The sequence below is a fragment of the Methylobacterium frigidaeris genome, from assembly GCF_022179185.1.
GTDB classification, from domain to species: Bacteria; Pseudomonadota; Alphaproteobacteria; order Rhizobiales; family Beijerinckiaceae; genus Methylobacterium; species Methylobacterium frigidaeris.
Map to the genome: position 1 here is coordinate 219,049 of NZ_BPQJ01000004.1, position 21,427 is coordinate 240,475.

The 21,427-nt window shown below is 67.8% G+C and carries 20 protein-coding genes; 3 read left to right on the forward strand and 17 right to left on the reverse strand.

The genetic code is table 11. The features are described from left to right. Positions 1 to 65: 65 nt before the first annotated feature. The 8 genes from MFF64_RS06180 to MFF64_RS06215 all read right to left on the reverse strand — a co-directional run bounded on the left by MFF64_RS06180 (position 66) and on the right by MFF64_RS06215 (position 8,727). Positions 66 to 3,134 carry a glycosyltransferase gene (locus MFF64_RS06180; RefSeq protein ID WP_099906999.1) on the reverse strand — a complete coding sequence of 1,023 codons (3,069 nt, stop codon included), beginning with the start codon at positions 3,132 to 3,134 and terminating at the stop codon, positions 66 to 68. A gap of 116 nt (positions 3,135 to 3,250) precedes the next feature. Further along, positions 3,251 to 4,219: an alpha/beta fold hydrolase gene (locus MFF64_RS06185; RefSeq protein ID WP_238190073.1), complete on the reverse strand. Its 969-nt coding sequence runs from the start codon at positions 4,217 to 4,219 to the stop codon at positions 3,251 to 3,253. 531 nt (positions 4,220 to 4,750) lie between these two features. After that, the gene (locus tag MFF64_RS06190) at positions 4,751 to 5,167 is read right to left on the reverse strand and encodes a CsbD family protein (protein ID WP_099907003.1); all 417 of its coding nucleotides are present in this window, start codon (positions 5,165 to 5,167) and stop codon (positions 4,751 to 4,753) included. A 63-nt stretch (positions 5,168 to 5,230) separates the two neighbouring features. Continuing rightward, on the reverse strand, positions 5,231 to 5,434 hold the full coding sequence (locus tag MFF64_RS06195; RefSeq protein WP_099907005.1) for a CsbD family protein: 204 nt from the start codon (positions 5,432 to 5,434) through the stop codon (positions 5,231 to 5,233). A gap of 67 nt (positions 5,435 to 5,501) precedes the next feature. Continuing rightward, positions 5,502 to 6,413, reverse strand: a complete 912-nt coding sequence (locus MFF64_RS06200) for a PhnA-like protein (RefSeq protein ID WP_238190075.1) — start codon at positions 6,411 to 6,413, stop codon at positions 5,502 to 5,504. 107 nt (positions 6,414 to 6,520) lie between these two features. Beyond that, positions 6,521 to 6,922, reverse strand: a complete 402-nt coding sequence (locus MFF64_RS06205; RefSeq protein ID WP_099903323.1) for a CsbD family protein — start codon at positions 6,920 to 6,922, stop codon at positions 6,521 to 6,523. A 68-nt stretch (positions 6,923 to 6,990) separates the two neighbouring features. Continuing rightward, a complete protein-coding gene (locus tag MFF64_RS06210) occupies positions 6,991 to 7,170 on the reverse strand; it encodes a CsbD family protein (RefSeq protein ID WP_099903320.1) in 180 nt (59 codons plus the stop codon). A gap of 96 nt (positions 7,171 to 7,266) precedes the next feature. After that, positions 7,267 to 8,727: a helix-turn-helix transcriptional regulator gene (locus MFF64_RS06215; protein WP_099903318.1), complete on the reverse strand. Its 1,461-nt coding sequence runs from the start codon at positions 8,725 to 8,727 to the stop codon at positions 7,267 to 7,269. A gap of 558 nt (positions 8,728 to 9,285) precedes the next feature. Here MFF64_RS06215 and MFF64_RS06220 point away from each other — a divergent pair. Then, complete coding sequence (locus tag MFF64_RS06220) at positions 9,286 to 9,507, forward strand: hypothetical protein (protein WP_099903316.1); 222 nt, start codon at positions 9,286 to 9,288, stop codon at positions 9,505 to 9,507. Between the two features lie 297 nt (positions 9,508 to 9,804). Here MFF64_RS06220 and MFF64_RS06225 read toward each other — a convergent pair whose 3' ends face one another. Further along, a complete protein-coding gene (locus tag MFF64_RS06225; protein WP_238190077.1) occupies positions 9,805 to 11,076 on the reverse strand; it encodes a hypothetical protein in 1,272 nt (423 codons plus the stop codon). On the opposite strand from MFF64_RS06225, the gene MFF64_RS06230 reads away from it, so the two are divergent. Continuing rightward, positions 11,075 to 11,356 carry a hypothetical protein gene (locus MFF64_RS06230; RefSeq protein ID WP_238190079.1) on the forward strand — a complete coding sequence of 94 codons (282 nt, stop codon included), beginning with the start codon at positions 11,075 to 11,077 and terminating at the stop codon, positions 11,354 to 11,356. The genes MFF64_RS06225 and MFF64_RS06230 overlap by 2 nt on opposite strands. Before the next feature lie 111 nt (positions 11,357 to 11,467). Here the strand turns inward: MFF64_RS06230 and MFF64_RS06235 are convergent, their stop codons facing one another. The 5 genes from MFF64_RS06235 to MFF64_RS06255 all read right to left on the reverse strand — a co-directional run bounded on the left by MFF64_RS06235 (position 11,468) and on the right by MFF64_RS06255 (position 17,653). Then, on the reverse strand, positions 11,468 to 13,900 hold the full coding sequence (locus MFF64_RS06235) for a PAS domain S-box protein (protein WP_238190081.1): 2,433 nt from the start codon (positions 13,898 to 13,900) through the stop codon (positions 11,468 to 11,470). 133 nt (positions 13,901 to 14,033) lie between these two features. Beyond that, the gene (locus tag MFF64_RS06240; RefSeq protein ID WP_238190083.1) at positions 14,034 to 14,831 is read right to left on the reverse strand and encodes an IclR family transcriptional regulator; all 798 of its coding nucleotides are present in this window, start codon (positions 14,829 to 14,831) and stop codon (positions 14,034 to 14,036) included. A gap of 27 nt (positions 14,832 to 14,858) precedes the next feature. Then, positions 14,859 to 15,614, reverse strand: a complete 756-nt coding sequence (locus tag MFF64_RS06245; protein WP_099900071.1) for an SDR family NAD(P)-dependent oxidoreductase — start codon at positions 15,612 to 15,614, stop codon at positions 14,859 to 14,861. Then, on the reverse strand, positions 15,611 to 16,930 hold the full coding sequence (locus MFF64_RS06250; protein ID WP_099900069.1) for an MFS transporter: 1,320 nt from the start codon (positions 16,928 to 16,930) through the stop codon (positions 15,611 to 15,613). Before MFF64_RS06250 ends, MFF64_RS06245 begins: the two co-directional genes overlap by 4 nt. Positions 16,931 to 17,095: 165 nt before the next feature. Continuing rightward, the gene (locus MFF64_RS06255) at positions 17,096 to 17,653 is read right to left on the reverse strand and encodes a 2,4'-dihydroxyacetophenone dioxygenase family protein (RefSeq protein WP_238190085.1); all 558 of its coding nucleotides are present in this window, start codon (positions 17,651 to 17,653) and stop codon (positions 17,096 to 17,098) included. Between the two features lie 250 nt (positions 17,654 to 17,903). Between MFF64_RS06255 and sugE the strand changes: the two genes are divergently transcribed. Further along, entirely contained in the window at positions 17,904 to 18,218 is a 315-nt protein-coding gene (gene sugE, locus MFF64_RS06260) for a quaternary ammonium compound efflux SMR transporter SugE (RefSeq protein ID WP_099900927.1), read from the forward strand. Between the two features lie 45 nt (positions 18,219 to 18,263). Here sugE and MFF64_RS06265 read toward each other — a convergent pair whose 3' ends face one another. The 3 genes from MFF64_RS06265 to MFF64_RS06275 form a co-directional block, all read right to left on the reverse strand. Next, a complete protein-coding gene (locus MFF64_RS06265) occupies positions 18,264 to 19,052 on the reverse strand; it encodes a Crp/Fnr family transcriptional regulator (RefSeq protein WP_238190087.1) in 789 nt (262 codons plus the stop codon). A 1,006-nt stretch (positions 19,053 to 20,058) separates the two neighbouring features. Continuing rightward, positions 20,059 to 20,796, reverse strand: coding sequence for a sigma-70 family RNA polymerase sigma factor (locus MFF64_RS06270; RefSeq protein ID WP_099907686.1), 738 nt, complete (start codon positions 20,794 to 20,796; stop codon positions 20,059 to 20,061). Positions 20,797 to 20,933: 137 nt separating this feature from the next. Next, the gene (locus tag MFF64_RS06275; protein ID WP_099907684.1) at positions 20,934 to 21,305 is read right to left on the reverse strand and encodes a CsbD family protein; all 372 of its coding nucleotides are present in this window, start codon (positions 21,303 to 21,305) and stop codon (positions 20,934 to 20,936) included. Positions 21,306 to 21,427 lie beyond the last annotated feature (122 nt).

The window sequence follows — 21,427 nt, forward strand, 5'->3', positions numbered from 1 at the left end:
CAGCACCGGGAACGCGGCGAAGCCCCACATTCTCGGCGCTGTCGATCTTGTCTCACTGCGGCGGGTCAGAGACCCGAGCCCTCCGCCGTGCCGCCCGCCTCGATCGCCGACTCATAGGCCGCCAGGCTCGGCGCCGCCGCGGGCAGGGCTGGGATCGCCACCTCCGCCAGCTGGCCCCGGGCGGCCACCAGCGCGTCGAGCAGCAGCGCGGTGTCGCGGGTGAAGGGGAGCAGGATCCCGCCCCCCTCGGCCCGGATGCGCTCCGCCGGGGCGCCGATGTCGAAGGCGACGACTGGGTAGCCCGCGGCCCACACCTCCGACAGGACGTAGGAATAGGTCTCGGGCCAGACGCTCGACAGGAACACGTAGTCCGGATCGGCCTCGGCCAGAAGGCGCGGCAGGTCCTCCGGAATGTAGGCACCCGTCACCGTGAGGTTGGGCAGGCCCTCCACCCGGTGCAGGTCGGAGACGCTGCCGATCACCGTGAAGGCGATCGGCCGCCGCTCCCGCGCCGCGCGCTCGGCGAGCGCCACCACCACCTCGAACCCCTTGTGGGCGCCGATGCCGCCGACGAGGGCGACCCGCACCGCGCCCGTCCGCGCCCGAGATGGCCGCGCGGCCACGGGTGCGGCCGCCTCGGGATGCGGCACCACCGCGATGCCGGTGAGGCCGAGGCGGCGGGCGTAGCGCTCGGCGGTGTCGCGGGAGGGCGCCACCAGGCGCCGCGCGCCGCGCAGGATGCGCTCGTTCGTCGCCAGCCAGCCGTCGAGGCCGCCGCCCATCAGGGCGTTCTGGTCGGCGTAGTCGTAAGGGACGCCCCGCACCGTGCAGTGGCGGCAGATGTCGGCCGGCGGCTCCTCGCAGTAGAAGTTGCGCCCGTCGACAAGGTGCACCTTCGGGCAGTACCACTGGAAGTCGTGCAGCGTGACCGCGTAGGGCCAGCGGCCCGAGAGCAGCCGGTCGAGGAAGCTCGACGCGTAGCCGAAGCGGGCATTGAGGTGGAGGTCGATGGCGACGCCAGCGCCCTCCAGCGCCTCGAGCAGGCCGAACAAGTCGTCCTGCCGCAGGGTCACTCCCGCGCGGGCGGCATCGAGGGTGAGGGCGAGACGCTGGCCGGCGGGGGCCAGGTGACCGATCTCGTGGTCCTTCGCCCGGGCGAGCCCGCGGATCTGGTCGACGTAGCGCGTCGCGCCGCCGCCGAGCCCGTGGCCGACATGCAGGGTCAGGCGCCGGATGCTCCCGGCGAGCAGGGACCCGAATACGGTGAGCCGCAGGGATCGGAGCGGGTCGGCGGCGAGGAAGGCGTCGATCTCGTCCTGGTACTCCGGATAGAGGGCGACGAGCCGGGCGTGGTTGCGCTCCAGGATCGCCAGCCGCTCACCCTTGCCGAACGACACCGACCCCTCGTGCTCGACGTAGGTGTCGGTGGCGGCGACGTGGATCCAGCCGAGGTCCCGGGCGGTGAGGCACCAGTCGACCTCCTCGCAATAGCCCCGGCCCCATTCGGGCGACAGGCCTCCGACCTCGTCGAGGGCCTGCCGGTTCAGGTAGAGGCAGAAGCCGATCCCCGTCGGGATCGTCACCGGCTGAGGCGATGCCGCCTCCAGCGCGGCATCGATCGCCGCCGGCCCGAGGCCGAGGAGCGGGCCCTGCGCCTCCGGCATGCCGGGAAAGCCCAGGATCGTGGCGTTGTTCGAGAGCGGGGTGGCGCTGGCGATGCCGGGGCCGCGGTGGCAGGTGCGGGCCAGCTTCTCCAGCGCCCGCGGCGCCAGCACCGTGTCGGCATTGACGAGGATGCAATCCTCGCCCGGCTCCAGGAGGGCGAGGCCGCCATTCACCGTGCCGATGAAGCCGAGATTCTCCCGGTTGCGCAAAACCGTCAGGCCCGGATGCGCTTCGGCCGCGAGGTCGTCGAGATAGCGGGTGACGGCCGGGTCGGGCGAGGCGTCGTCGATCACCAGCGCGCGCATCCGCCCGGGGACGAGCTGCGGCATGAGCGAGGCGAGGCAGGCTTTGAGGTCGGCGAGCCCGTTGTAGACCGGCACGATCGCGCAGGCCGGGGGCGGCGTGCGGCCGCTCTCCGGCAGCATCTCGGGGGCGGCCGGCTCGGCGAGGACGAGGCGCGCGCCGCCGCCGGGCCGCACCGCCGCCACGAGACGGTCGCGCAGCGCCCGTCGCTCCTTGAGGGTCGTTTCGGGCGCGTTGGGCAGGAGCAGCGCCCGCGCCTCGGCCCGGGCCAGCTCGATCGTGCCGCGCAGGTGGCCGATGACCTCGCCCGCGCCGACGGGGCCGACCGCGAGGTCGGTGCCGGGCTTCAGCGCGCCGGGCGGGAAGGCGAAGGCGGCCGAGTGCCGGCCGAACAGCTCCAGGAGGTCGGCCCGCGCATGGGTCTCGACCCGTGCCACGTCCTCGCCGTTGCGCACCGCCCGCACGATGCTCGGCCGGTCGGGCCCGGCGGCGTCGAACACCCAGCCGGTGACGCGGCTCGGCGCCTCGACGTAGAGGCTCGAGCGCAGCCGAGGCGCGTATGGGTCCAAGCTCGCCACGGTGTCGCCGGCCCGCACGGCGATCGTGTGGGGCTGCCCGTCGAGGGCCCAGGCGGGCAGGGTGAAGCGGAAGCCGTTCCAGCCGCCCTCGCGGCTGCCGAAGCGCAGTTCCGGCCGGTAGATCCCGGGCCGGACCGGCTCGCCCTCCAGACCGTCGATCACGAGGTGCACCGCCGGGAGCGGGTCGGACGACAGGGACGAGACCCAGCCGTCGAGCACGCCGCCGACGATGCCGTCGAGGTGGAGCGTGTGGCGCCCGGGGCCGACCGCGATCCGCTGCTGGTCGGCCCGGCCCGGCTCGGTCACCGTCAGGCGCACACTCGCCGGGGTGGCGAGAAGTGCCGGATCGAGGGCGGCGTGCAGGTAGGTGGTGCCGTTCTCGGTGAAGCGGCGCTCGATCGGCAGCTCGCGCTCGCGCTCACCGCCCTGCGCCAGGGTGAGCCCGACGCGATCGCCGTCCGCCTCCGGGTTGAGGGCGACGAGGACGCCGCAATTGTAGAGCCGGCCCCAGGCCACCGGGCCCGGGGGAGGCACGAACCACTGGCGCCCCGTCTCGGCGAGGCGCCGCGCGCGTTTCAGGATCGTCACGTCCGCAAGAGTCCGCACACAGGAGGAAGCCGCCAGCTTAAGGGCCGGCGGAGATCGGTTCTCCTCCTAGCCGAGACCGGAGCCGTCCGCGACTTGCCGGCACGTCACATGGCGGGTCAAGTGATGTCCTCAAGCTTGGTGATGGCATTGAGGACCCGATCAGGGGCGATCTGGTGCAGCATATGGCCGGCGCCCTCGACCGCGACGAGGCGGCTTCCGGGGATCTGGCGGTGGAGCGCCACCGCCTGGTCGGCGTGGGAGAGAAGGCGGTCCCCCGTGCCGGACAGGATCGTCACGGGCATGCGAAGCTCGCCGTAATGCGGCCGGAGTGCGAAGGCGTCCGGCACCATCAGCGCCGATTCGGCGGCGGCGCTGCGCAGCTGCGACGGGCGCAGCACCATCTCGACCGGGAAGTCGCGGGCGAAGCGCTCCGGCACCGGGCTCGGCCCGAACAGGCGGCCCAAGATGCGCGGCCAGAGCAGGCGGCTCGCCACCGGCGCGACGGTGTGGCTGATGAGGTCGCCGAGGCCCGGTAGCCCTTGAGGAGCGAAGAGCAGGCTGTCGATCCGGGGCGAGGGGAAGTAATAGCCGGATTCGAGGATCAGGGCCCGCACCCGGGCCGAATCCTGGAGGGCGAGCGCGACTGCCACCTGCGCTCCCCAGGAATGGCCGAGCACCGTCGCCTTCTCCACGCCGAGGCTGTGCAGGGCGCCGCGGATCAGCCCGGCCTGCATCACCGGCGTCCAGATCCGGCTGCGCGGACGCTCGCTGTAGCCGAAGCCGGGCCGGTCGATCGCAATCACCCGGTGCGTCCGTGCCGCCCGATCGACGAGTCCGCTGACCAGCCAGTCCTGGATCAGGCTGCCGTTGCCGTGCAGCAGGACGAGCGCCGGCCCATGTCCGCGCTCCAGGACGTGCAGCCGGGTGCCGCCGACCTCGACGAAGCGCCCGACCGGCGGCGTCGCCCGCTCGGCCGCGCGAGCGCGGCGCCCGTTCTCGACCGCGCCGGCGCCCAGGAGAGCAACCCCCGCCAGGGCGAGTCCGGCGGCCGGAGGGAGAGGGCGGGTGAGGGTGGCGGCGCGCACGGACATGCACTCACAACTGCGGGACGAAGGTTTGGTTCGCTCCTGTGCCGTTCAGGCGGGCGGCCGTCCCGGGAGCACGGCAGCCGTCCGCCGTGGCACCGCGAGGAGTCCGTCGGCAAGTCGCCGCGGAGACCGGGGCTGCCGACGACGGTGGCCGCGAGCCTCGCGGCGACCACGAAGGGACGATCCTTGCCCTGCTGTCTCCTCTTCGCGGTCGCGTGTTCGTCGAAGCGATCGGTCGGACCGGATCAATACGTCCGGCCGTGTCGGGGACGGGCGCCGCGGCGGCTGAAGTGCGCGATCAGCTTCGGCAGGACGAACATCATGAAGATCTTGCGCAGCATCGCTGAATTCCCTTCTGGAGATCGCTCGACGTCGTATCCTCGAGAACGGTTGCGACCGGGAAAAGATCCTGAAATAAATATTCTTGTTCTGATCGTACTTCGGTGATCGATCGTGCATCCTTGTGTCCGCCGAGGCGGCGACCGATTCGGCGAACCAAGCTCCCGGTACAACGCGTTCCGCGCGGGTTCAGCGCTTGCGGCGGATGAGCCATCCCGCCGCGAAGGAGAGGGCGGCGATGCCGAGCACGGTGTTGGTGCGGTGCCCGTCGGCATAGGCCAGGGCGCGCCGGCCATGAGCCTCGCCGCGGCGGCGCGCCTCGCGGGCGAGGTGGCGTCCGTCCTGGATCACGTGGTCGGCGCGCTCGCGGGCGGCATGGGCCAGATCCTCGGCCCGGTCGCGCGCCGTATGGGCGAGGTGGCGACCGTCGTCGATGACGTCCTCGGCCCGGTCGCGGGCGCGACCATAGGCGTATTGCGCGCCGCCGGCCACCTGGTTGGCGGCGCCGCGGACCTGGCGCACGGGGTCGCCCGTGACGCTGCCGAGGGCGCTCTGGACGCGGCCCTTCAGGTGACGGGCCGCTCCGTTGAACTGATCGCGGTTCATGCTGTCCTCCTGAAATCCGGGATGACCGGGCGGAGGGACGATCCCGCCGCCGTGGCGCGGGCCCTAGTGGCAGCCCGTGAGATGGTCGGCGGCGGTCTTGATGCCGTCCTTGGCCTCGCCGACCGTGCGCTGGGCCTCGCCCTTGAGCTCCTGGGTCTTGCCCTCGGCGACGAGCCGATCGTTGCCCGTGACCTTGCCGACGCCCTGCTTGACGTTGCCGACGGCCTCGTTGGCCAGACCCTTGAGCTTGTCGGTGGTGCTGCTCATCGGACTCTCTCCTGACGTTCTGAGTGGGGGAGGGGAGGGCTCCCGCCGGGGCGGGAGCCGGGACGCGTCAGACGCGGCGGGTGTCGTAGGCGGTCACGGGCTTCGGGGCGCCGAGGCGGCCGCCGAAGAAGGCGGCGGCGGCGCCGAGCAGCAGCGCGATGGCGGCGTAGAACGCGCCTTGCGTCGCCGCCGACTTGGCGGCGACGGTCGCGGCCTCGGCCTTCTGCTTGGCGGTGGCGACCGCCTGCTCGTACTGCTTCTGGTAGTCCTGGACCTGCTGGCGGGCCTGGTCGACCGGGATGTTCTGGGCCTTGGCGAGGGCGTCCGCGGCGCGGGTCTCGGCCTGCTGCTTCTGCGAGGCGTCACCCGTCACCAGGGCGCGCACCGCCGCCACGGCGGCGTCGCGGGCGGCCTGCGGGTCCTGACCGGCGGTCTGCTGGCGCACCTTGTCCTCCAGACCCTCGAGGGGGTTCTGGATCTTCGACAGCGACGGGGCCGCGGCCTGGGCGGCGGTCTGCACCGTGCCGCCGACGAGGTTGCCGGCGCCGCCGAGCGCGCTCGAGACCGTGCTCAGCGTGCCGCCGACGAGGCCGCTCGCCGCCGAGGTCACGAGGTAGATCACCACCAGGGTCGTCACCGCCCAGGAGACGAGGCCGTGCAGGGCGGCCGCACCCGGCAGCGGCTTGCCGGAGAGCCGGCCCGCGATGGCGCCGCCGACGAGCGAGGCGACGATGCCCGAGACCACGAACCACAGGCCCGCACCCATCGAGACGGTCGAGGCGGCCGGGTTGTCGCTGGCATTCACGCCGACCGAGGACAGGCCGATGCCGACGCCGACGAGGTTGAGGATCACCTGCGTCACGAGTGCGGTGACGGCGCCGGCGAAGATGGCGCCCCAGGAGACCTGGTTGAGCAGCACCGCGCGGGTATCGGCCTGCGCCGTCGTTGCCAGGGGGGAAACGGGGGTCTGGATGGTCACGTCGTTACTCCGAGGTCGTTCGAGCCGAGTCCTTCGGCTTCTCCGAGGCGGCGCCGGGCGGTCTCGCCGCTTCGGGGCCGCCGGTCGCGATGCGGTCGCGGGCGAGGTCAGTCGCGGTTGGTGTTGACGAGGAGGCCGAGGCCGAAGCCGACGAGGCCGGCGATCACCAGCGAGGCGAGAGGGTACTCGGCGACCTGGTGGCCGACCTGCCGGGCGCCTTGGCGCAGGGAACGGCTGCCGCGCTCGTAGGCGTCCTCGGCGTAGCCTCGCGCCTCGCCGGCGAGGTCCTGGGCCCGGTCGGCCGCGCGGTCGGCGTAGTCCTGGGCCCGGTCGGCGGCGTGGCGGACGGTGTCCTTGGCTTGGCCGTAGGCGTTCTCCGCTGCACCCTGCGCCTCGCGGTAGCGGCCTTCCGCCGAGTCGCGGTGCGAGCCGGCCAGGTCGCCGACGGTGCCCTGGATCTTGCCGCCGAGTTCCTTCGCGGCGCCGGTGATGCGATCGGTATCGACCATGGGACTTCTCCTTACGGTTTCGGTGGGGAAGGGGGCGCCCCGCCCGGGGCGCTGGGTGATGGGTGTCGTCAGTCCTTGCGAAGTCCGGTCCCCTGCGAAGGCTTGCTCGCGCCCTGCGGGAGCCCGGTCTCGCCCTTCTGACGCCGACCCTCGGCCTCGGCCCGGACGTCGCCGGTGAGCTTGCCGATGGCCTCCTTCACCGAGCCCTTGACCTGCTCGGTGGAAGTCGTTGGCGCGCGTTCGGTCATGAGCACCCCCGTCGAGACTGAGAAAACTCCGACCGGCCTGCAGATGTGGGTGCGACGCGCGTGGTCAATGGTAGGAAAATACCGGTAGACTGAACGTCAGCTACCGGATGCCTGAAGCGGGAAGCCGTGCTCGCGGCCCCACAGGATCACCTCCGTGCGGCGGTGCACGCCGAGCTTGCGGTAGAGCGCGGCACCGTGGTTGCGCACGGTGTTGCGCGACAGGCCGAGCTTGCGGGCGATGCCGTCGTCGTCGAGCCCGGTGCAGATCAGGTTCAGGATCTGCCGCTCGCGCAAAGTCAGGTCGGGCACCGCGGCGCCCGGCGCCTCGCGGCCCGGCCGGCGCAGGTTAGCGAGCTTCTCGATCAGCCCGCGGCTGAACCAGGAGGTGTCGGCCATCACCGTCTCGATCGCGTCGAACAGCTCGCGCTCGGTGTGCTTGCGCTCGGTGATGTCCTGCAGGACCATCAGCACGAACTCGGCGTCGCCGATGGTCACGCGCTCGGCCGAGACCAGGCAGTCGAGATCGGCGCCGCTCTCGTGGCGCAGGCACACTTCCTTCCCCAGCACGTAGCCGGCGCGCGCCAGCCCCTCCTCGAAGCGCCGGCGCTGCTCCTCCGAGACCCACAGACCGAACTCCGCCGGGGCGCGGCCGACCACCCGGTCCTCGCCGAAGCCGAACACGCGGCCGAAGGCCTCGTTGATGCTGGTGACCTGGAAATCCCCGGCGCGGGCGAGCAGCGTCGGCACCGGGGTGAGGCGGAACGCCTTGGCGAAGCGCTCCTCGCTCTGGCGGAGCGCCGTCTCGGCCTTCCGGCGCAGCTCCAGGTCGGCGAAGGTGAACAGCATGCAGGGCTCGTCGCCCATCTCCATCGGCTGGCCGGCGACGATCACGAAGCGGCCGCCGCCGTCGGGCAGCTCCAGGTGCGCCTCCATCTGGGGGATCGTGCCGCCCTCGTTGAGCCGCGACACCGCGAGGTCGCGGTTGCGGGCATTGGCCAGCACGTCGACCTCGTACACGCTGCGGCCGATCACGGCGTCGCGGGTGTAGCCGGTCATCTCCAGGAAGCCGGCATTCACCTTGACGTGGCGCAGGTCGGAGAGCCGGGTGATGACGGCCGGGGCCGGGTTGGCGTTGAAGGTGCGTTCGAAGCGCTCCTCGGCCTCGAACTGGTCCGACACGTCCTTGAGGATCAAGGCCAGGCAGCTCGGCTTGCCCTCCCGGTCGGTGGCGACGAGGCTGCGCAGGGAATGGACGAAGCCGACCTCCGGCTTGTCGGTGCGCGTCACCTCGACCACGACGTCGTGGAAGCGCTCGCCGGCGACGACGCGCTCGATCGGATAGCTCTCCGGCGCGCGGTGGTTGCGGTAGCGCAGGGCGAAGCGCTCCCGGTAGGCGTCGACCGTCGGACCGATCTCGTCCAGGCTCTCGGCGCCGTGCATCGCGAGGGCGGCCTCGTTCGCGTAGGCGATGGTCTGATCGGGCTCGACCAGGATCACCCCCTCGCTGAGGCCGGCGATGATCTGCCGGAGTTCATGCCTGTCGACGCCTGCGGTCACGGCTCGCTCGATCCCTTCTCGCGGTGCCGCTGCCTCTCGGGCAGCGGAGCACAAACGGATCGCGCGCGAGCGGGTTCCCGCCGGGAGACGAGATTCGCCGGTAAAATCGTATCATTGACGTAATTGCCGGTGACCAGACCTAAGTCGCATTATCGTCGTCCAAGCTCGCTGCCCCACGGGACAGTCCGGTCTCGGCCAGCTGGTCTAGTCCGGTAGAATACCGTCTATGGGTTCCTTGCCGGGCGAAGAGACGACGAGCCGTGCGAGCCGGTCGCCGCATCCAGGGCCGTCATCACCCTGATACCGTCGCATCTCGGCGGGCCGCTGCGGGAGTACGATCCCGAGGTCGTCGCCCTCGATGCTGGGTGATCCGGGACGGCATCGGGAACGGTGGACGGCCCGGCGCACGGGGCGACGTGCCCGCCCTCGCCCGTGCAGCGCCGATGCGTCGCATCCGTTCCGATCCTTGATGTAAACCGTTCCCGCCCGACAACGTGAGCGGCCCACGCATCGGCGGCGGGCAATGGGACGGGACGCGACCGAGGAGCGACGGGACGGATGCCGGCATACCGACTGCGAGGGGCGGTCCGCGCCACGAACGGGGAGATCGGTCCCGCCCTGATCGATGAGATCGTCACGGCCGCGGACCGGCAGGAGGCGGTGCGCTGCGTCAACGCCCGGGAGACAACGCCCGCCGACGAGCAGGTGAACGCCCTGTGGCTGGTCGACGAGCACGACAACCTCGTCTGGTCCCTGCGCCGCGCCGACCGCGAATTGTAAAATTTCGCCTCAAATAGACAATGAAACATCAAGCGTTCGCAGAATTAAAAACAATAAGAAATGTCTTCTCTGAAGCGAAGCCACGATTGACATTCTGAGCCAAGGTCTCGCTTCCAACGGATAGGGCGCGCCATTCATCGGACACAGCTTTATGTTTAGATGAAATTAAATTTTTGATGTTGCGCCGCTCTGCGTCATATTTTAGTAAGATTGATGCAGGAGTTTGCAGCACTTCACTTGCCCGCGACTACGATTAAGATTAGAGAGTTGATAAAGCTAAATTTACAATCCGTAGAATCAGCGAAACCAGCGAGCCATGAATATTTCGTAACCAGGAGGGCGTCTCATGGAATAGAATGGTATTTTTACGGTGCGTGGGATATTTAATAACTCAAGATAATCGCCAATCACCGGAATACTTGACGTGTTTATCGAAACAATCTTTCTGTTTTTAAATATATCGAGCGCGTCATTCGACCTCGAGATACGCTCTCCAATGTTAATTATTTCGGATCTTAAATTTTTATATGCAATCGCATCCGACGCACGGATTTGGCTAAATAAAATTCTGGCATCCCACAGGTATTCGCGAAAATCGGATACAGCTTCATCGTTTCTTATCATCATTGTGGCATCCCAAATCGACAAATTATACCTTCTTGCAACTTTTATAATGTGATCTGGTATGAGGGGCATTTTTATCTTTATACCAGGAAGGGCTTTTTTCACCAAGATGTCTTGTAAATTTTCCAAGCCAGAATCTAATCCGGTTGATTTATAATCAATGTTCTGCTGCAATTTTTTCGCTAATATTTTCCCGGTTCTTTCACCAATATAATGCATTGATTTATATTTATCGCGTGCTACCATGAGAGGAAGATTAAGTTCTCGCGCGATCTCAAGATAGAGATAAAATCTTTCTACGCTCATTCCAGTGTTGCCGAGGTGGCCGGGAATAGAGCGATAAATTTCATTATTAAAATGATTGAATTTGAGATTTTCATATTTTACTGTTGCGTAATGTAAATCTAGGTGCAATCTCTTGTTTGTTACATGAGCTATGGTGCTATCATCTACCCAGCGGGCCTCATCATATCCAAAAAGATCTTCTAGATAGGTTGGCGATTTCGTGTCTCTCGCCCTTTTTGTTGCGTGTTTCCATAGCTCTCTCGAGAGAGCTGAAACTGCTTTCGATGCTCGCGAATAACTTTCCGCAGGAAAAATTATAAATTCGAAAAATTCTTTTGCTTGCGTGTTGTTTACAAAATCCAGCATTTTGCCGGACTCATGATATGCCATGAGCGCGATTTGGTCGACTAGAATTTTCTCGAAACAAACAATATTACTGAGTAGTTCAAACATCTGAAGAGTATGAAAATCTTTTTCGATTAATTTGTCCTCAAAATACTTTATACATGCTGGATGACTGATTAAAATATTCTTATTGTCGGTATGAACAAGCAAATGACCGAATGACGTAATGTCAACAAGTAGAGCGGAATCGGTTTTTGCTCTCACGTCCCACTCCTGGGTTTGAAGCTTCAGGCACATCGGATCTGTGGTGGGCATGAATTTTTTTCAAGAATTGAATCTCGAATGCGCCTTACCAGAAAAAAGCCGGGTGGGACGGCAGCTACATAACTGCTGGACTCAGCGGCATGGTCGCCGTACCGATCCAGCAGTGTTGCAGGAGAAGTTTGATATTTCTGCGGCATACGAGCAACGTGCGCATGCAATTAAGTTGGGCGAAAGCCCATTCGGATTGCTAATAGGTGGATTGATATTAGATAATATAATAAAATTGTGGTATAATATATTTATCAAAATTAAACTTTTGATGAAAAACTAAGAACTAGTGAATAAAAAGATATATTTCAGCATTAATCAAGAATATTATTGCAATTAACAAGAGAAACGGTCTGTAAAATATCATGGAAATACTTGAGCGGGCAGAAGAGAGCTACGACCGCCGCTCACGCTCCCGCCCGGCCTCGATGATCGACCGGATCCGCGCGGCCATCGTCTCGATCGAGAAGGGCTTGGTCAGCACCGCCATGCCGGGGCCGAGGGTGCCGCTGCCGAGGATCGCGGTCTCGGCGTAGCCGGTGATCAGCAGCACCTTGAGGTCCGGCCGGGTCTCCCGGGCCGCCTCGGCCATCTGACGGCCGTTCATGCCGCCGGGAAGGCCGACATCGGTGACCAGGAGGTCGATCCGCACGTCGGATCGCAGCACGCGCAGGCCCGCCGCGCTGTCGCCGGCCTCGATCGCGGTGTAGCCGAGGTCCTCCAGGATGTCGGTGACGAGCATCCGCACGGTCGGCTCGTCATCGACCACCAAAACGGTCTCGCCTTCGACGGAGCGCGGCAGCGGCGGCGTCGTTCCGGTCTCGGCCTCGCCGGGTACCGCGCCGGCATGGCGCGGCAGGTAGAGGCTGACGGTGGTGCCCTCGCCGAGCTTGGAGGCGATGCGCACCTGGCCGCCGGATTGCTGCGCGAAGCCATAGATCATCGAGAGGCCGAGGCCCGTGCCCTCGCCGATCGGCTTGGTGGTGAAGAACGGCTCGAACACGCGGGCGATCACCTCCGGGGCCATGCCGGCACCGGTATCGGCCACGCGCAGGCGCACGTATTCCCCGGCGGGCATGTCGTGCCGGCGGGCGGTCCGTTCGTCCATCGTCCGGTTGGCGGTCTCGACCCTGATGCGCCCGCCCTCCGGCATCGCGTCGCGGGCGTTGAGGCAGAGGTTCAGGAGCGCGTTCTCGAGCTGGGACGGGTCGACCAGGGCCGGCCAGGCCTCGGGGGACTCGACCACCTCGAGGGTGATGCCGGGCCCCACCGTGCGCTGGATCAGCTCGTGCATGCCGCGCGCCAGCCGATCGACGTCGGTGGGGCGGGGATCGAGCGTCTGGCGGCGGGAGAAGGCGAGGAGCCGGTGGGTGAGCGCGGCGGCCCGCTTCGCGGCTCCTTGCGCCGCCGCCATGTAGCGCTCCACGTCGTTGAAGCGGCCTTGGGCCAGGCGCGTCTGCATCAGCTCCAGCGAGCCCGAGATGCCGGCGAGCAGGTTGTTGAAGTCGTGGGCCAGTCCCCCGGTGAGCTGGCCCACCGCCTCCATCTTCTGCGACTGGCGCAAGGCCTCCTGCGTCACCGTCAGCTCGGCCTCGGCGCGCAGCCGGTCGGAGATGTCCTTGGCGTAGTGGAACGCGCCGATCACCCGGCCCTCGCCGTCGCGCAGGGGCGAGTAGGAGACCTCCCAGGCGGGCTTCGCCAGGTCAGGATCGCCGAATTCCTCGGTCACCGTGTAGGTCTCGCCCGCGAGCGCCCGGGTCATGAAGCCGCGCATCACCGGCGCCTGGTCCGGCGGGAACAGGTCGGGAAACACCTCGCCGACCTGCACCCGGTGGCCGAAGATCCGGTAGAACTCGTCGCTATGGGCCTGGTTGAAGGCGATCAGCCGGTACGCGGTGTCGAAGGCGCAGATGGGCGCGGCGCTCGACTCGACGATGTCGCCGTAGAGGCGCAGCTCCGCCGTGCGGTCGGCCACCTGCCGGCCCAGCGAGAGGTTCAGGTCGCGCGAGGCAGCCTCCGCCTGCTTGCGCTCGGTGATGTCGGTGGCGGCGCCGTACCACTCGGTGATCCGGCCGTGCTCGTCGAGCACCGGCACCGCCCGGGACGAGGCCCAGCCGACCGAGCCGTCGGCGAGGTAGACCCGGTGCTCAAGGCTGTAGGAGGTCTTGGTACCGATGGCGCGCGCGATCTCGGCCCGCAGGGCCGGGCGGTCCTCCGGCGGGATGTAGGTCTCGATCCAGTCGGAGCTGGCCGAGGTCGTGTCGGCCAGGAAGTCACCGCCGGACAAGTGGTACAGCCGGCTCCAGTCGGCGCTGATCCGGTAGCGCACCTCCGACGACGAGCGCACCAGGGCGTCCAGCATCTGCTCGCGCTTGCGCAGGGCCTCGCCCAGGTTGCGCAGGTGCTCGCGCTCCAGCGTGACGTCGAATTGCGACGCGAAGAAATAGGTCAGCGCGCCGTCCTCGTCGAAGACCGGCGAGATCAGCAACCGGTTCCAGAACGTCTCGCCGTTCTTCTTGTGGTTCAGAAGCTCGATCTCGATCGCCACGCGGCGCTCGATCGCGTCGCGGATCCTCGTCACGCCGGTGCGATCGGTCTCCGGCCCCTGGAGGAAACGGCAATTCTTCCCCAGGATCTCGTCGCGGGTGTAGCCGGTGAGCTTGGTGAAGGCGGCGTTGACGAAGACGATCGGGTTGTCGGGCCGGTGCGGATCGGTGATCAGCATCGGCATCCGCGTGGCGCGCACGGCGGCGGCGAACGGATCGTGGCTCGGGGTGGAGCGGTCGATCTCGGCATCGATGCGGTCGGTTTCGCGGCGGTCAGTCAATGGTCCCGTCGCCCTCTCTCGCGACTCGCGGCGGCGGCCTCTGACCACCCGCGCCAGGCTGTACCACAGCGTGACAGGCTCGTGCACAATCTGGTTCGCCCAGCGGCATTGTGCCCCCGCTCGTCGCGGGGCCTCAGCGCCCCCGGGCGCCGGCGATTCGCGCCACGCCCTCGGCGCAGGCCGCCATCGCCCGCAGCACCGTCTCGGCCGGCAGGGCCTCGAAGCGGTAGCGCGGCAGGCTGACGCTGATGCAGCCGAGCACCCGGCCTCCGGCGCCCCGCAGCGCCCGGCCGTAGCAGCAGATGTCCAGCTCGTTCTCCTGCAGGTCGAGGGAGTGGCCGCGCTCCCGCGTCTCAGCGACCGCGCGGCGCAGGACGTCGCGGTCGGTGATGCTGTGGGGCGTGCGCGCCGGCAGCGCGAGCCGATTCAGGAGGGGGGCAAGCTCGGGCTCGGGCAGGGTCGCGAGCCAAGCCTTGCCGACGGCGCTGGTATGCAGCGACACCCGCGTGCCGATGCGCGAGGCCATGCGCACGGTGCGGTGGCTCTCGAGCTTGTCGATGTAGACCATCTCGCCGAAATCCGGCACCGCGAGATGCACCGTCTCGTCGAGGTCGTCGCGCAGGCGCGAGAGCGGCTCCCGCGCCGCCTGGCGCAGGAGCGAGCCGTCGAAGGAGCGGAAGGCCAGGCTGACGAGGCGTGGGCCGAGGCTCAGTGTCCCGTCATCGTCGGTCACGAGGCCCTCCGCCACCAGGGCGGCGACGATGCGGTGCACGGTCGGCCGCGGCAGCATCAATCCTTGCGCGAGGCGGGCGACCGTCGCGCCGTCGGGCGCGTCCGCCACCGCCTGCAGCACCCGCATGAACTTGCCGAAGGCGGCGGTCCCCGGGACGTCGGGGCGCAGATCCGCGCGGGCGTCGTCGTCCGGGCCCATGTGGCGGCGCATCCTCTCCGAGTGACCTCAAGCGATGAGGTAACCGCCATCGACCGGCAGCACCACCCCGGTCATGAAGGCCGCGGCCGGGCTCACCAGGAAGGTCACCGCCGCCGCCACGTCCGATGGCGTGCCCCAGCGGCCGAGCGGCGTGCGCGCCAGGATCGGCCCCGCTCGGGCCGGGTCGTCCTGGAGCGCCTGCGTCAGGGGCGTGGCGATCCAGCCCGGCGCCACCGCGTTCACCCGGATCCCGTCCGGCGCGTAGGCGATGGCGAGCGACTTCGTCAGCTGCGCGACGCCACCCTTGCTGGCGCTGTAGGCCGGCACCAGGCCGCCGCCGAAGAACGACAGCATCGAGGCGGTGTTGACGATCGTGCCGACGGTCTCCGCCAGCTTCGCGCGCGCCGCCGCGCAGACCCGCATCGTGCCGGTGAGGTTCACCGCCAGCACCTCCTCGAACACCTCCGGCCGGTGCTCGTCGCCGCGCCGGATGATGCCGGCGCAATTGACCACGATGTCGAGGCGGTCGCAGGCGCCGACGAGGTGGGCCACCGCCTCGCCGTCGGTGACGTCGAGCTCGTGCGCGGTCAGCCCGAGGTCGTCCGGGATCGGGCAGGTGGCGGCACCGATCCCGGCCGCGTGCACCCGGGCGCCGAGGCGGGCCAGCGCCTGCGCGATTCCCGCGCCGATGCCGGAGGTGGCACCGGTGACGAGGGCGGTGCGCCCGGCGAGGAGATCGGGGGTGAAGGTGCCTTGGGCGAAGGTACTTTGGGCGAAGGTCATGCCGTGCGCTCCGTCAGGATCAGGGTCTCGCTGCCTTCGAGCGGCTTGCGCACCAGGACGATGTAGGCGATCGCCGCCAGCACCGCGATCGCGGCGGCGGCGAGCAGCGCGTTGACGTAGGACCCGGTGCCCTGGACGATGTAGCCGGTGATGACCGGGGCGAAGGATCCGGCGAAGTAGCCGCCGAAGTTCTGGATGCTGCCGAGCGAGGCGACCTGGCGCTTGGGGACCGCGACGCTCACCATCATCCAGGCGGCGGCGCTCGCCATGTTGATGAAGAACATCGCCAGGCAGATGTAGACCACCGCGAGCGTCACGCTCGGGGTATAGGCCGCCGGCACCGTGAAGGCGCCGCCGCCGAGGAGCCCGATGCAGACGGGCCATTTGCGGCTGGCGACGATGCTCGCCCCGCGGGCGAGCAGCCGGTCGGCCGCCTGGCCGGCGCAGAGCATGCCGATCGTGCCGAAGATGTAGGGAATCGCCACCACCCAGCCGGTGCGGGCGACGCTCAGGCCGCGCTCGTGCTCCAGGTAGGACGGCAGCCAGGTCAGGTAGAGCCAGACCATGTAGATGACGCCCATGAAGCCGAGGATCATGCCCCAGGTCGTCGCGTGGGCGAACAGACCGCGCCACTCGGCGAAGGTCATGCGCCGGGCCGGCGGCTCCGGCCTCGCGCCCTCGTCGAGATGGGCGGTCTCCTCCCGCGTCAGCGCCACCTCGGCGCGGTTGCGGTAGACGAGGTACCAGCCGACCGCGACCACGATGCCGACGAGGCCGGTGACGACGAACATCCAGCGCCAGCCCAGCCCCAGCATCATCGCAGTGAGCAGCGGCGGGGCGATGCAGGGCCCGATGCAGGACGAGGCGACGAAGATGCCGGTCGGCGTGCCGCGCTCGCGCAAGGAGAACCACTCGCTCACCGTCTTGGCGCCGGCAGGAAATTGCGGCGCCTCGCCCAGGCCGAGCACCGCCCGCGCCAGCACGAATTGCTGGAAGTTGGTGACGAAGCCGGAGACGAGCTGGGCGAGCGACCAGAAGAACATGCCGGCGCCCAGCATCAGGCGCGAGCCGAGCCGGTCGAGCAGCGCGCCGACCGGCAATTGCGAGAATGCGTAGGCGAGGGAGAAGGCCGAGAGCAGCCAGCCCATCTCGGCGGGGCTCAGGGTCATCTCGTCGCGGATCGCCGTGTTGGCGATCGAGAGCGCCGAGCGGTCGACGTAGTTGATGATTCCCGCCGCGGTCAGGAAGGCGACGGCGATCCACTGGATGCGGCGCAGGCGCGGTGATTTGACGAGTGAGACAATGCCGGACGACATCGCGCTCAGGTCCTCCCGGTTGTTGGGTCTGCGTATTTGTTAGATCTTAGCGACGGCGTAGATGAGTCCAGTCGTCATTCCAGGCTCCGCTGTGCGGTCCCGGAATGACGGCGTGGACGACGCGCGTTGACGGGTGGATCTTGACGGATAAAAAGCCGGACCGCGTCAGCGGATGAACTGATCGACGTAATCCGCCCCCAGGCCCACCGCCTCGTAATGCGCCCGGCACATGTCGACCTTCGTGAACACGTCCTCGTAGCCGGTATGACGGCCCCAGGGATCGACGTAGTACATGCAGCCGTTGACCTGGAAGTAGGTGATCATCTCCTCCACGCCCTCGTCGACCACGAGGGTGTGGGTCTCGCCCGGCGGCTCGAAGGCGTAGGCGCCCTCGCTCGCGACCCAATCGTGCTCGAGGTAGCGCCAGCTGCCCTTGAGCACGAAGGCGTGGACCGGGCCGGGATGGCGGTGGCGGCTGAGGATGCCGGCCTTGCGGACCTTGAGCAGGTTCATCCAGTAGCCGGCCGAGATGTTCAGGCAGAGCGGGCGGAACCACACGCTGTCCGCCTGCGGCACCCAGATCCGGTCGTCCTCGGGGATGGCCGGCGCCACCACGAGGTCGGGCCGAATCTCGGCGGGCTGCGGCTTCTGATAAGGCATGCGCCGCAAGGTGGCGGCGTCGAGCCCGGCGGCGGGATCGTCCGCCGGCGTGGCAGCACTCATGGCATCCTCCCGATGTCCACATCATGGACGTTCTGTCCGTGATGTGGATGGTTGGAGGAGGTGCGGCGACCTGTCAAACCTCAGCCGCTGCATGGCAGCGTTGCAGGCGACGGCATCCCGGCGTCATGACAGATTGCTGCGGCCCGGCCGTCTCCCATGTCACACCGGCTGGGACGGCCCGGCCGCTTCCTGCCGGGACGGGAGGACGATCATCCGCAGGGACGGCCCTGCCCGTGAAACGGGGCTCTCCTTGGCCTGGATCCTTCTTCTCGTCGCTGGCCTGCTCGAGATCGGCTGGGCGATCGGCCTCAAATACACCGACGGCTTCACCCGCCCGCTGCCCTCGTTCCTCACCGGGCTGAGCATGGTGGCGAGCGTCGTCCTGCTGGGACTCGCCCTGCGCACGCTGCCGGTCGGCACCGCCTATGCGGTCTGGACCGGGATCGGCACCGTCGGCACGGCGCTCCTCGGCATCGCGCTGTTCGGCGAACCCGCGACCGCAGCGCGGCTCGCCTGCATCGGCCTGATCGTGGCCGGGATCCTGGGGCTCAAGCTCTTGGCCTGACGCATGGCCTGACGCATGGCCTGACTCTCGGCCTGAGCGCGACGGTCACTCGTGCCGCTGCGTCGGGTCGACCGCCACGATGGCGCCGTTCTCGGCGTAGACCGCTCCGAGCACGGAGCGGAAATGGTTCCGGACCTTGCCGTAGCATTCGCAGGCGGCGTGCTCGGCCTTGGCCCGGTCCAGGACGGTGATCTGGCCGCGGCGCACCGAGATCAGGCCGCGCCGCTGCAGCGCACCGAGAACGCCGGTGAGGTAGGTGCGGCGCACGCCGAGCATCTCGGCCAGCATCTCCTGGGTCACTGGCAGGACCGGGGTGCCGAGCCGGTCCTGGAACGTCAGGAGCCAGCGCAGGCAGCGCTCGTCGATCGGGTGGACGGCGTTGCAGGCCACCGATTGCAGCACCTGGGCGAGCAGACAATCGGCGTAGCGCACGAACAGGTCGCGCAAGGACGGCGAGGCCGCCCTGGCCCGGGTCAGCCGCTCGGCGTCGAGGCGCAGCACCTCGCCGGAGACCTGCACCACCGCCTCGCTGAAGGCCGGCAGGTAGCCGTGGCTGACGACGCCACCGACCGCACCCTCGTGCCCCACCGTGGCGGTCTCGACCATCCGCCCGTCGCGCATGCGCGAGACCAGGGTCACGGTGGTCTGGTTCAGCGGAAAGGTGACGTGCGACACGTCCTCGCCGGCGCGAAACAGCACCGTGCCGCGGGTCCGCTGCCCGCGTTCGAGATACGGCGCCAGCAGGGCGCGGTCGCCCGTGTCGAGGGCCTCGAGCAGGAGGTTGCCTTCGAAAAGACCGGCCTCGGGGGACCGCGGCTCGTCCGGCGCATTCAACGTCGTCGTCTCCGGAAAATCAGGGGCCCGCTATGCAATTCGGATGGAGGAGGGTGAGACCCCGAAGTGGCAGGAACCGCGCAGTGCTGGCGCAACACGCAGCCTCGCCACCGGAGCGAGCCATGGTTGATCTAACGGTGCGTCAGGCCCGTGTCTGTCCTATTTCTGACATTGCGAGAATGAATCCGGCCTATTCCGATCAGCCGAGTGCGTGATATCGCACTGCATTTTATACTCTGCCGTACTATACGCGATGCCGATTGGGCATGTTTCAATGATCATGTCATGTGCGAAAATTTGGACACATGTCAAGTTGCTATGCTATTTTCTTTCGCTTCGCAAATTTTTCTGCTCAAGCAACCTAGGGGCAGATGACGATTTCCTGCAGACAACCTGCAGTCGATGAACCGGTCGCAGCCCAGAAAAGATCGAAAAAGTGTCGCGCGCAAAGATATCGGACGCGAGAATAATTCTCTTTTCTGTTCAATGGCGTCATGGCTGGCCCAGCCCCGCTATCCGCAGCGTAGGGTTGGCTCTCTCGCGCGCGCGCTGCTGCGTCAACGAGAAACGGCCTCTCGCATTCCCCTCGGTGACGTCTCTAGGCCGCCTAGGTCAACGATGATCCGATACGTTTTCCTGTTCACCCTCGAGCCCAAACAGGCACCGCACTCAGTTGTTCCGATGTTGCCGGCCAGATGGCGGGTTTTCCGTGGTGCATCCGCCGCGCGGCGGCGTGGATCGTCCTGCCGGGAGACGGCGGATCATCCGCAGATCCTGTGCAGGATCGCCGGGCGTCACGGATATCGGTCGTGGCAGGGCGGCTCTTGTCCGCCAAGATTCTGGCAAGAGGCCTGAGTTCTGGCGAGAGTCCTGGCCGGAACCCCGGCCCGTCGCGCGGTCGTGCCGGTTGCTGCCGACCGCGTCGCCCGGAGGGCCTATCGCCAATCCGCCCAGCGCTTGAGCGAAGCCGATTTCCGCTTCGCGAAGCAAGCCGTCGGAAATCGTATCAGCCGTCGAGCGCCATCGCGCCGGCATGTCCCATCACCGAACGGGTCAGCCGGTCGGCCCCGAGCTCGCCGCCGGAATAGCCGAGAAGTTCCGCCAGCTTGTCGCGGGCGCGGCAGACCCGGCTCTTCACCGTGCCGACCTTGCACTGCATCAGCACGGCGGCATCCTCGTAGGACAGGTCGCCGACGGCGACCAGCATCAGGGCCTCGCGCTGCTCGGCCACCAGCTTGTTGAGCGCGGCCTGGAGGTCCTGCACGTCGAGGCGGTCGCCCTGGTTGGGGGCGGAGGTCAGGCGGGCCGAGTACACGCCCTCGGTATCCTCGACCTCGCGGGAACGCTTGCGGTGCTCCGAGTAGAAGGCGTTGCGCATGATCGTGAACAGCCAGGCGCTGAGATTGGTGCCGGCCTCGAACCGGTCGCGGTTCTGCCAGGCCTTCAGCATCGTGTCCTGCACCAGGTCGTCGGCCCGGGCCGGGTTGGCGGTCAGGGTCAGGGCGAAGCGGCGCAGGGCCGGCGCCGCCGCGAGCAGATCGTCCCGGAACCGGTCCTGCTTCGGGGCGCCGAGGGCGGCGAGGGCCAGCTCCAGCCGGCCGAGCAGATCCGCGAAGGCGGCGGGCGCCGCCGTCTCCTCGACCGCCGCGTAATGGGCGCGAAGCCGCTCACCCAGGTGCTCCTGCACCGATTGGGGCAGGGCCGGGGCGGTCTTCGGAAGGCCGGGGGGCGGGCTCTGGGTCATCGGGTCGTTCGGCTGGCGCGGCGGTCGGGCCAAGCTAGACCATAAGCAACCCGGAGGCGAGACCGAAGCCGGCCTTCCTTCGATGCAACGCAACAGCAAGGCCGCCGCGTGGCCGCGGCGGCACCCCGGATCAGCGTTCAGCGGCGGCCCTTCAGCAGCCAGCCGGCCACGAAGGCGAGGCCGGCGACGGCGAGCAGCGTCTCGGTCGGGTGCGATTCGGCGCGGCGCAGGGCGGTGCGGCCGCGATGGCGCGCCTCGCCGTAGACCTCGCGGCCGCGCTCGTAGGCGTGGCGGCCGCGCTTCTCGATCTCGCCGGCCAGGGCCGCGCCGTCGTGGGACAGATCCTCGGCGACGCGCCGGCCGCGGCCATAGGCGTATTGGGCGCCGCCGAGAACCTGGTTCAGCGCACCCTCCGCCTGCGGCCGGGCGCGGCCGGCGACGGCACCGAGCGCGGTCTGGCCGCGGCCCTTGAGGTGGCGCAGCCCCCCTTCGATCTGGTCCCTGTTCATCGCGGTCTCCTTTCCTGAATGGCGAGTGTCCTGAGGTGCAAGACGAAGTTGCAAGACGAGCGTTCGCGGAAAAACAAAAGGCCGGCCTCCCGCGTGCGCTGCGAGAAACCGGCCCGATCGTC

Bases quoted from the DNA above. Each gene is read 5' to 3' on its own strand.
- MFF64_RS06255 (WP_238190085.1), bottom strand. From the start codon at position 17,653: ATGAGTGCTGCCACGCCGGCGGACGATCCCGCCGCCGGGCTCGACGCC.
- MFF64_RS06275 (WP_099907684.1), bottom strand. From the start codon at position 21,305: ATGAACAGGGACCAGATCGAAGGGGGGCTGCGCCACCTCAAGGGCCGC.
- MFF64_RS06220 (WP_099903316.1), top strand. From the start codon at position 9,286: ATGCCGGCATACCGACTGCGAGGGGCGGTCCGCGCCACGAACGGGGAG.
- MFF64_RS06225 (WP_238190077.1), bottom strand. From the start codon at position 11,076: ATGCCCACCACAGATCCGATGTGCCTGAAGCTTCAAACCCAGGAGTGG.
- MFF64_RS06240 (WP_238190083.1), bottom strand. From the start codon at position 14,831: ATGGGCCCGGACGACGACGCCCGCGCGGATCTGCGCCCCGACGTCCCG.
- MFF64_RS06210 (WP_099903320.1), bottom strand. From the start codon at position 7,170: ATGACCGAACGCGCGCCAACGACTTCCACCGAGCAGGTCAAGGGCTCG.
- MFF64_RS06190 (WP_099907003.1), bottom strand. From the start codon at position 5,167: ATGAACCGCGATCAGTTCAACGGAGCGGCCCGTCACCTGAAGGGCCGC.
- MFF64_RS06245 (WP_099900071.1), bottom strand. From the start codon at position 15,614: ATGACCTTCGCCCAAAGTACCTTCGCCCAAGGCACCTTCACCCCCGAT.
- MFF64_RS06250 (WP_099900069.1), bottom strand. From the start codon at position 16,930: ATGTCGTCCGGCATTGTCTCACTCGTCAAATCACCGCGCCTGCGCCGC.
- MFF64_RS06195 (WP_099907005.1), bottom strand. From the start codon at position 5,434: ATGAGCAGCACCACCGACAAGCTCAAGGGTCTGGCCAACGAGGCCGTC.
- MFF64_RS06270 (WP_099907686.1), bottom strand. From the start codon at position 20,796: ATGACCCAGAGCCCGCCCCCCGGCCTTCCGAAGACCGCCCCGGCCCTG.
- MFF64_RS06230 (WP_238190079.1), top strand. From the start codon at position 11,075: ATGAATTTTTTTCAAGAATTGAATCTCGAATGCGCCTTACCAGAAAAA.
- MFF64_RS06205 (WP_099903323.1), bottom strand. From the start codon at position 6,922: ATGGTCGATACCGATCGCATCACCGGCGCCGCGAAGGAACTCGGCGGC.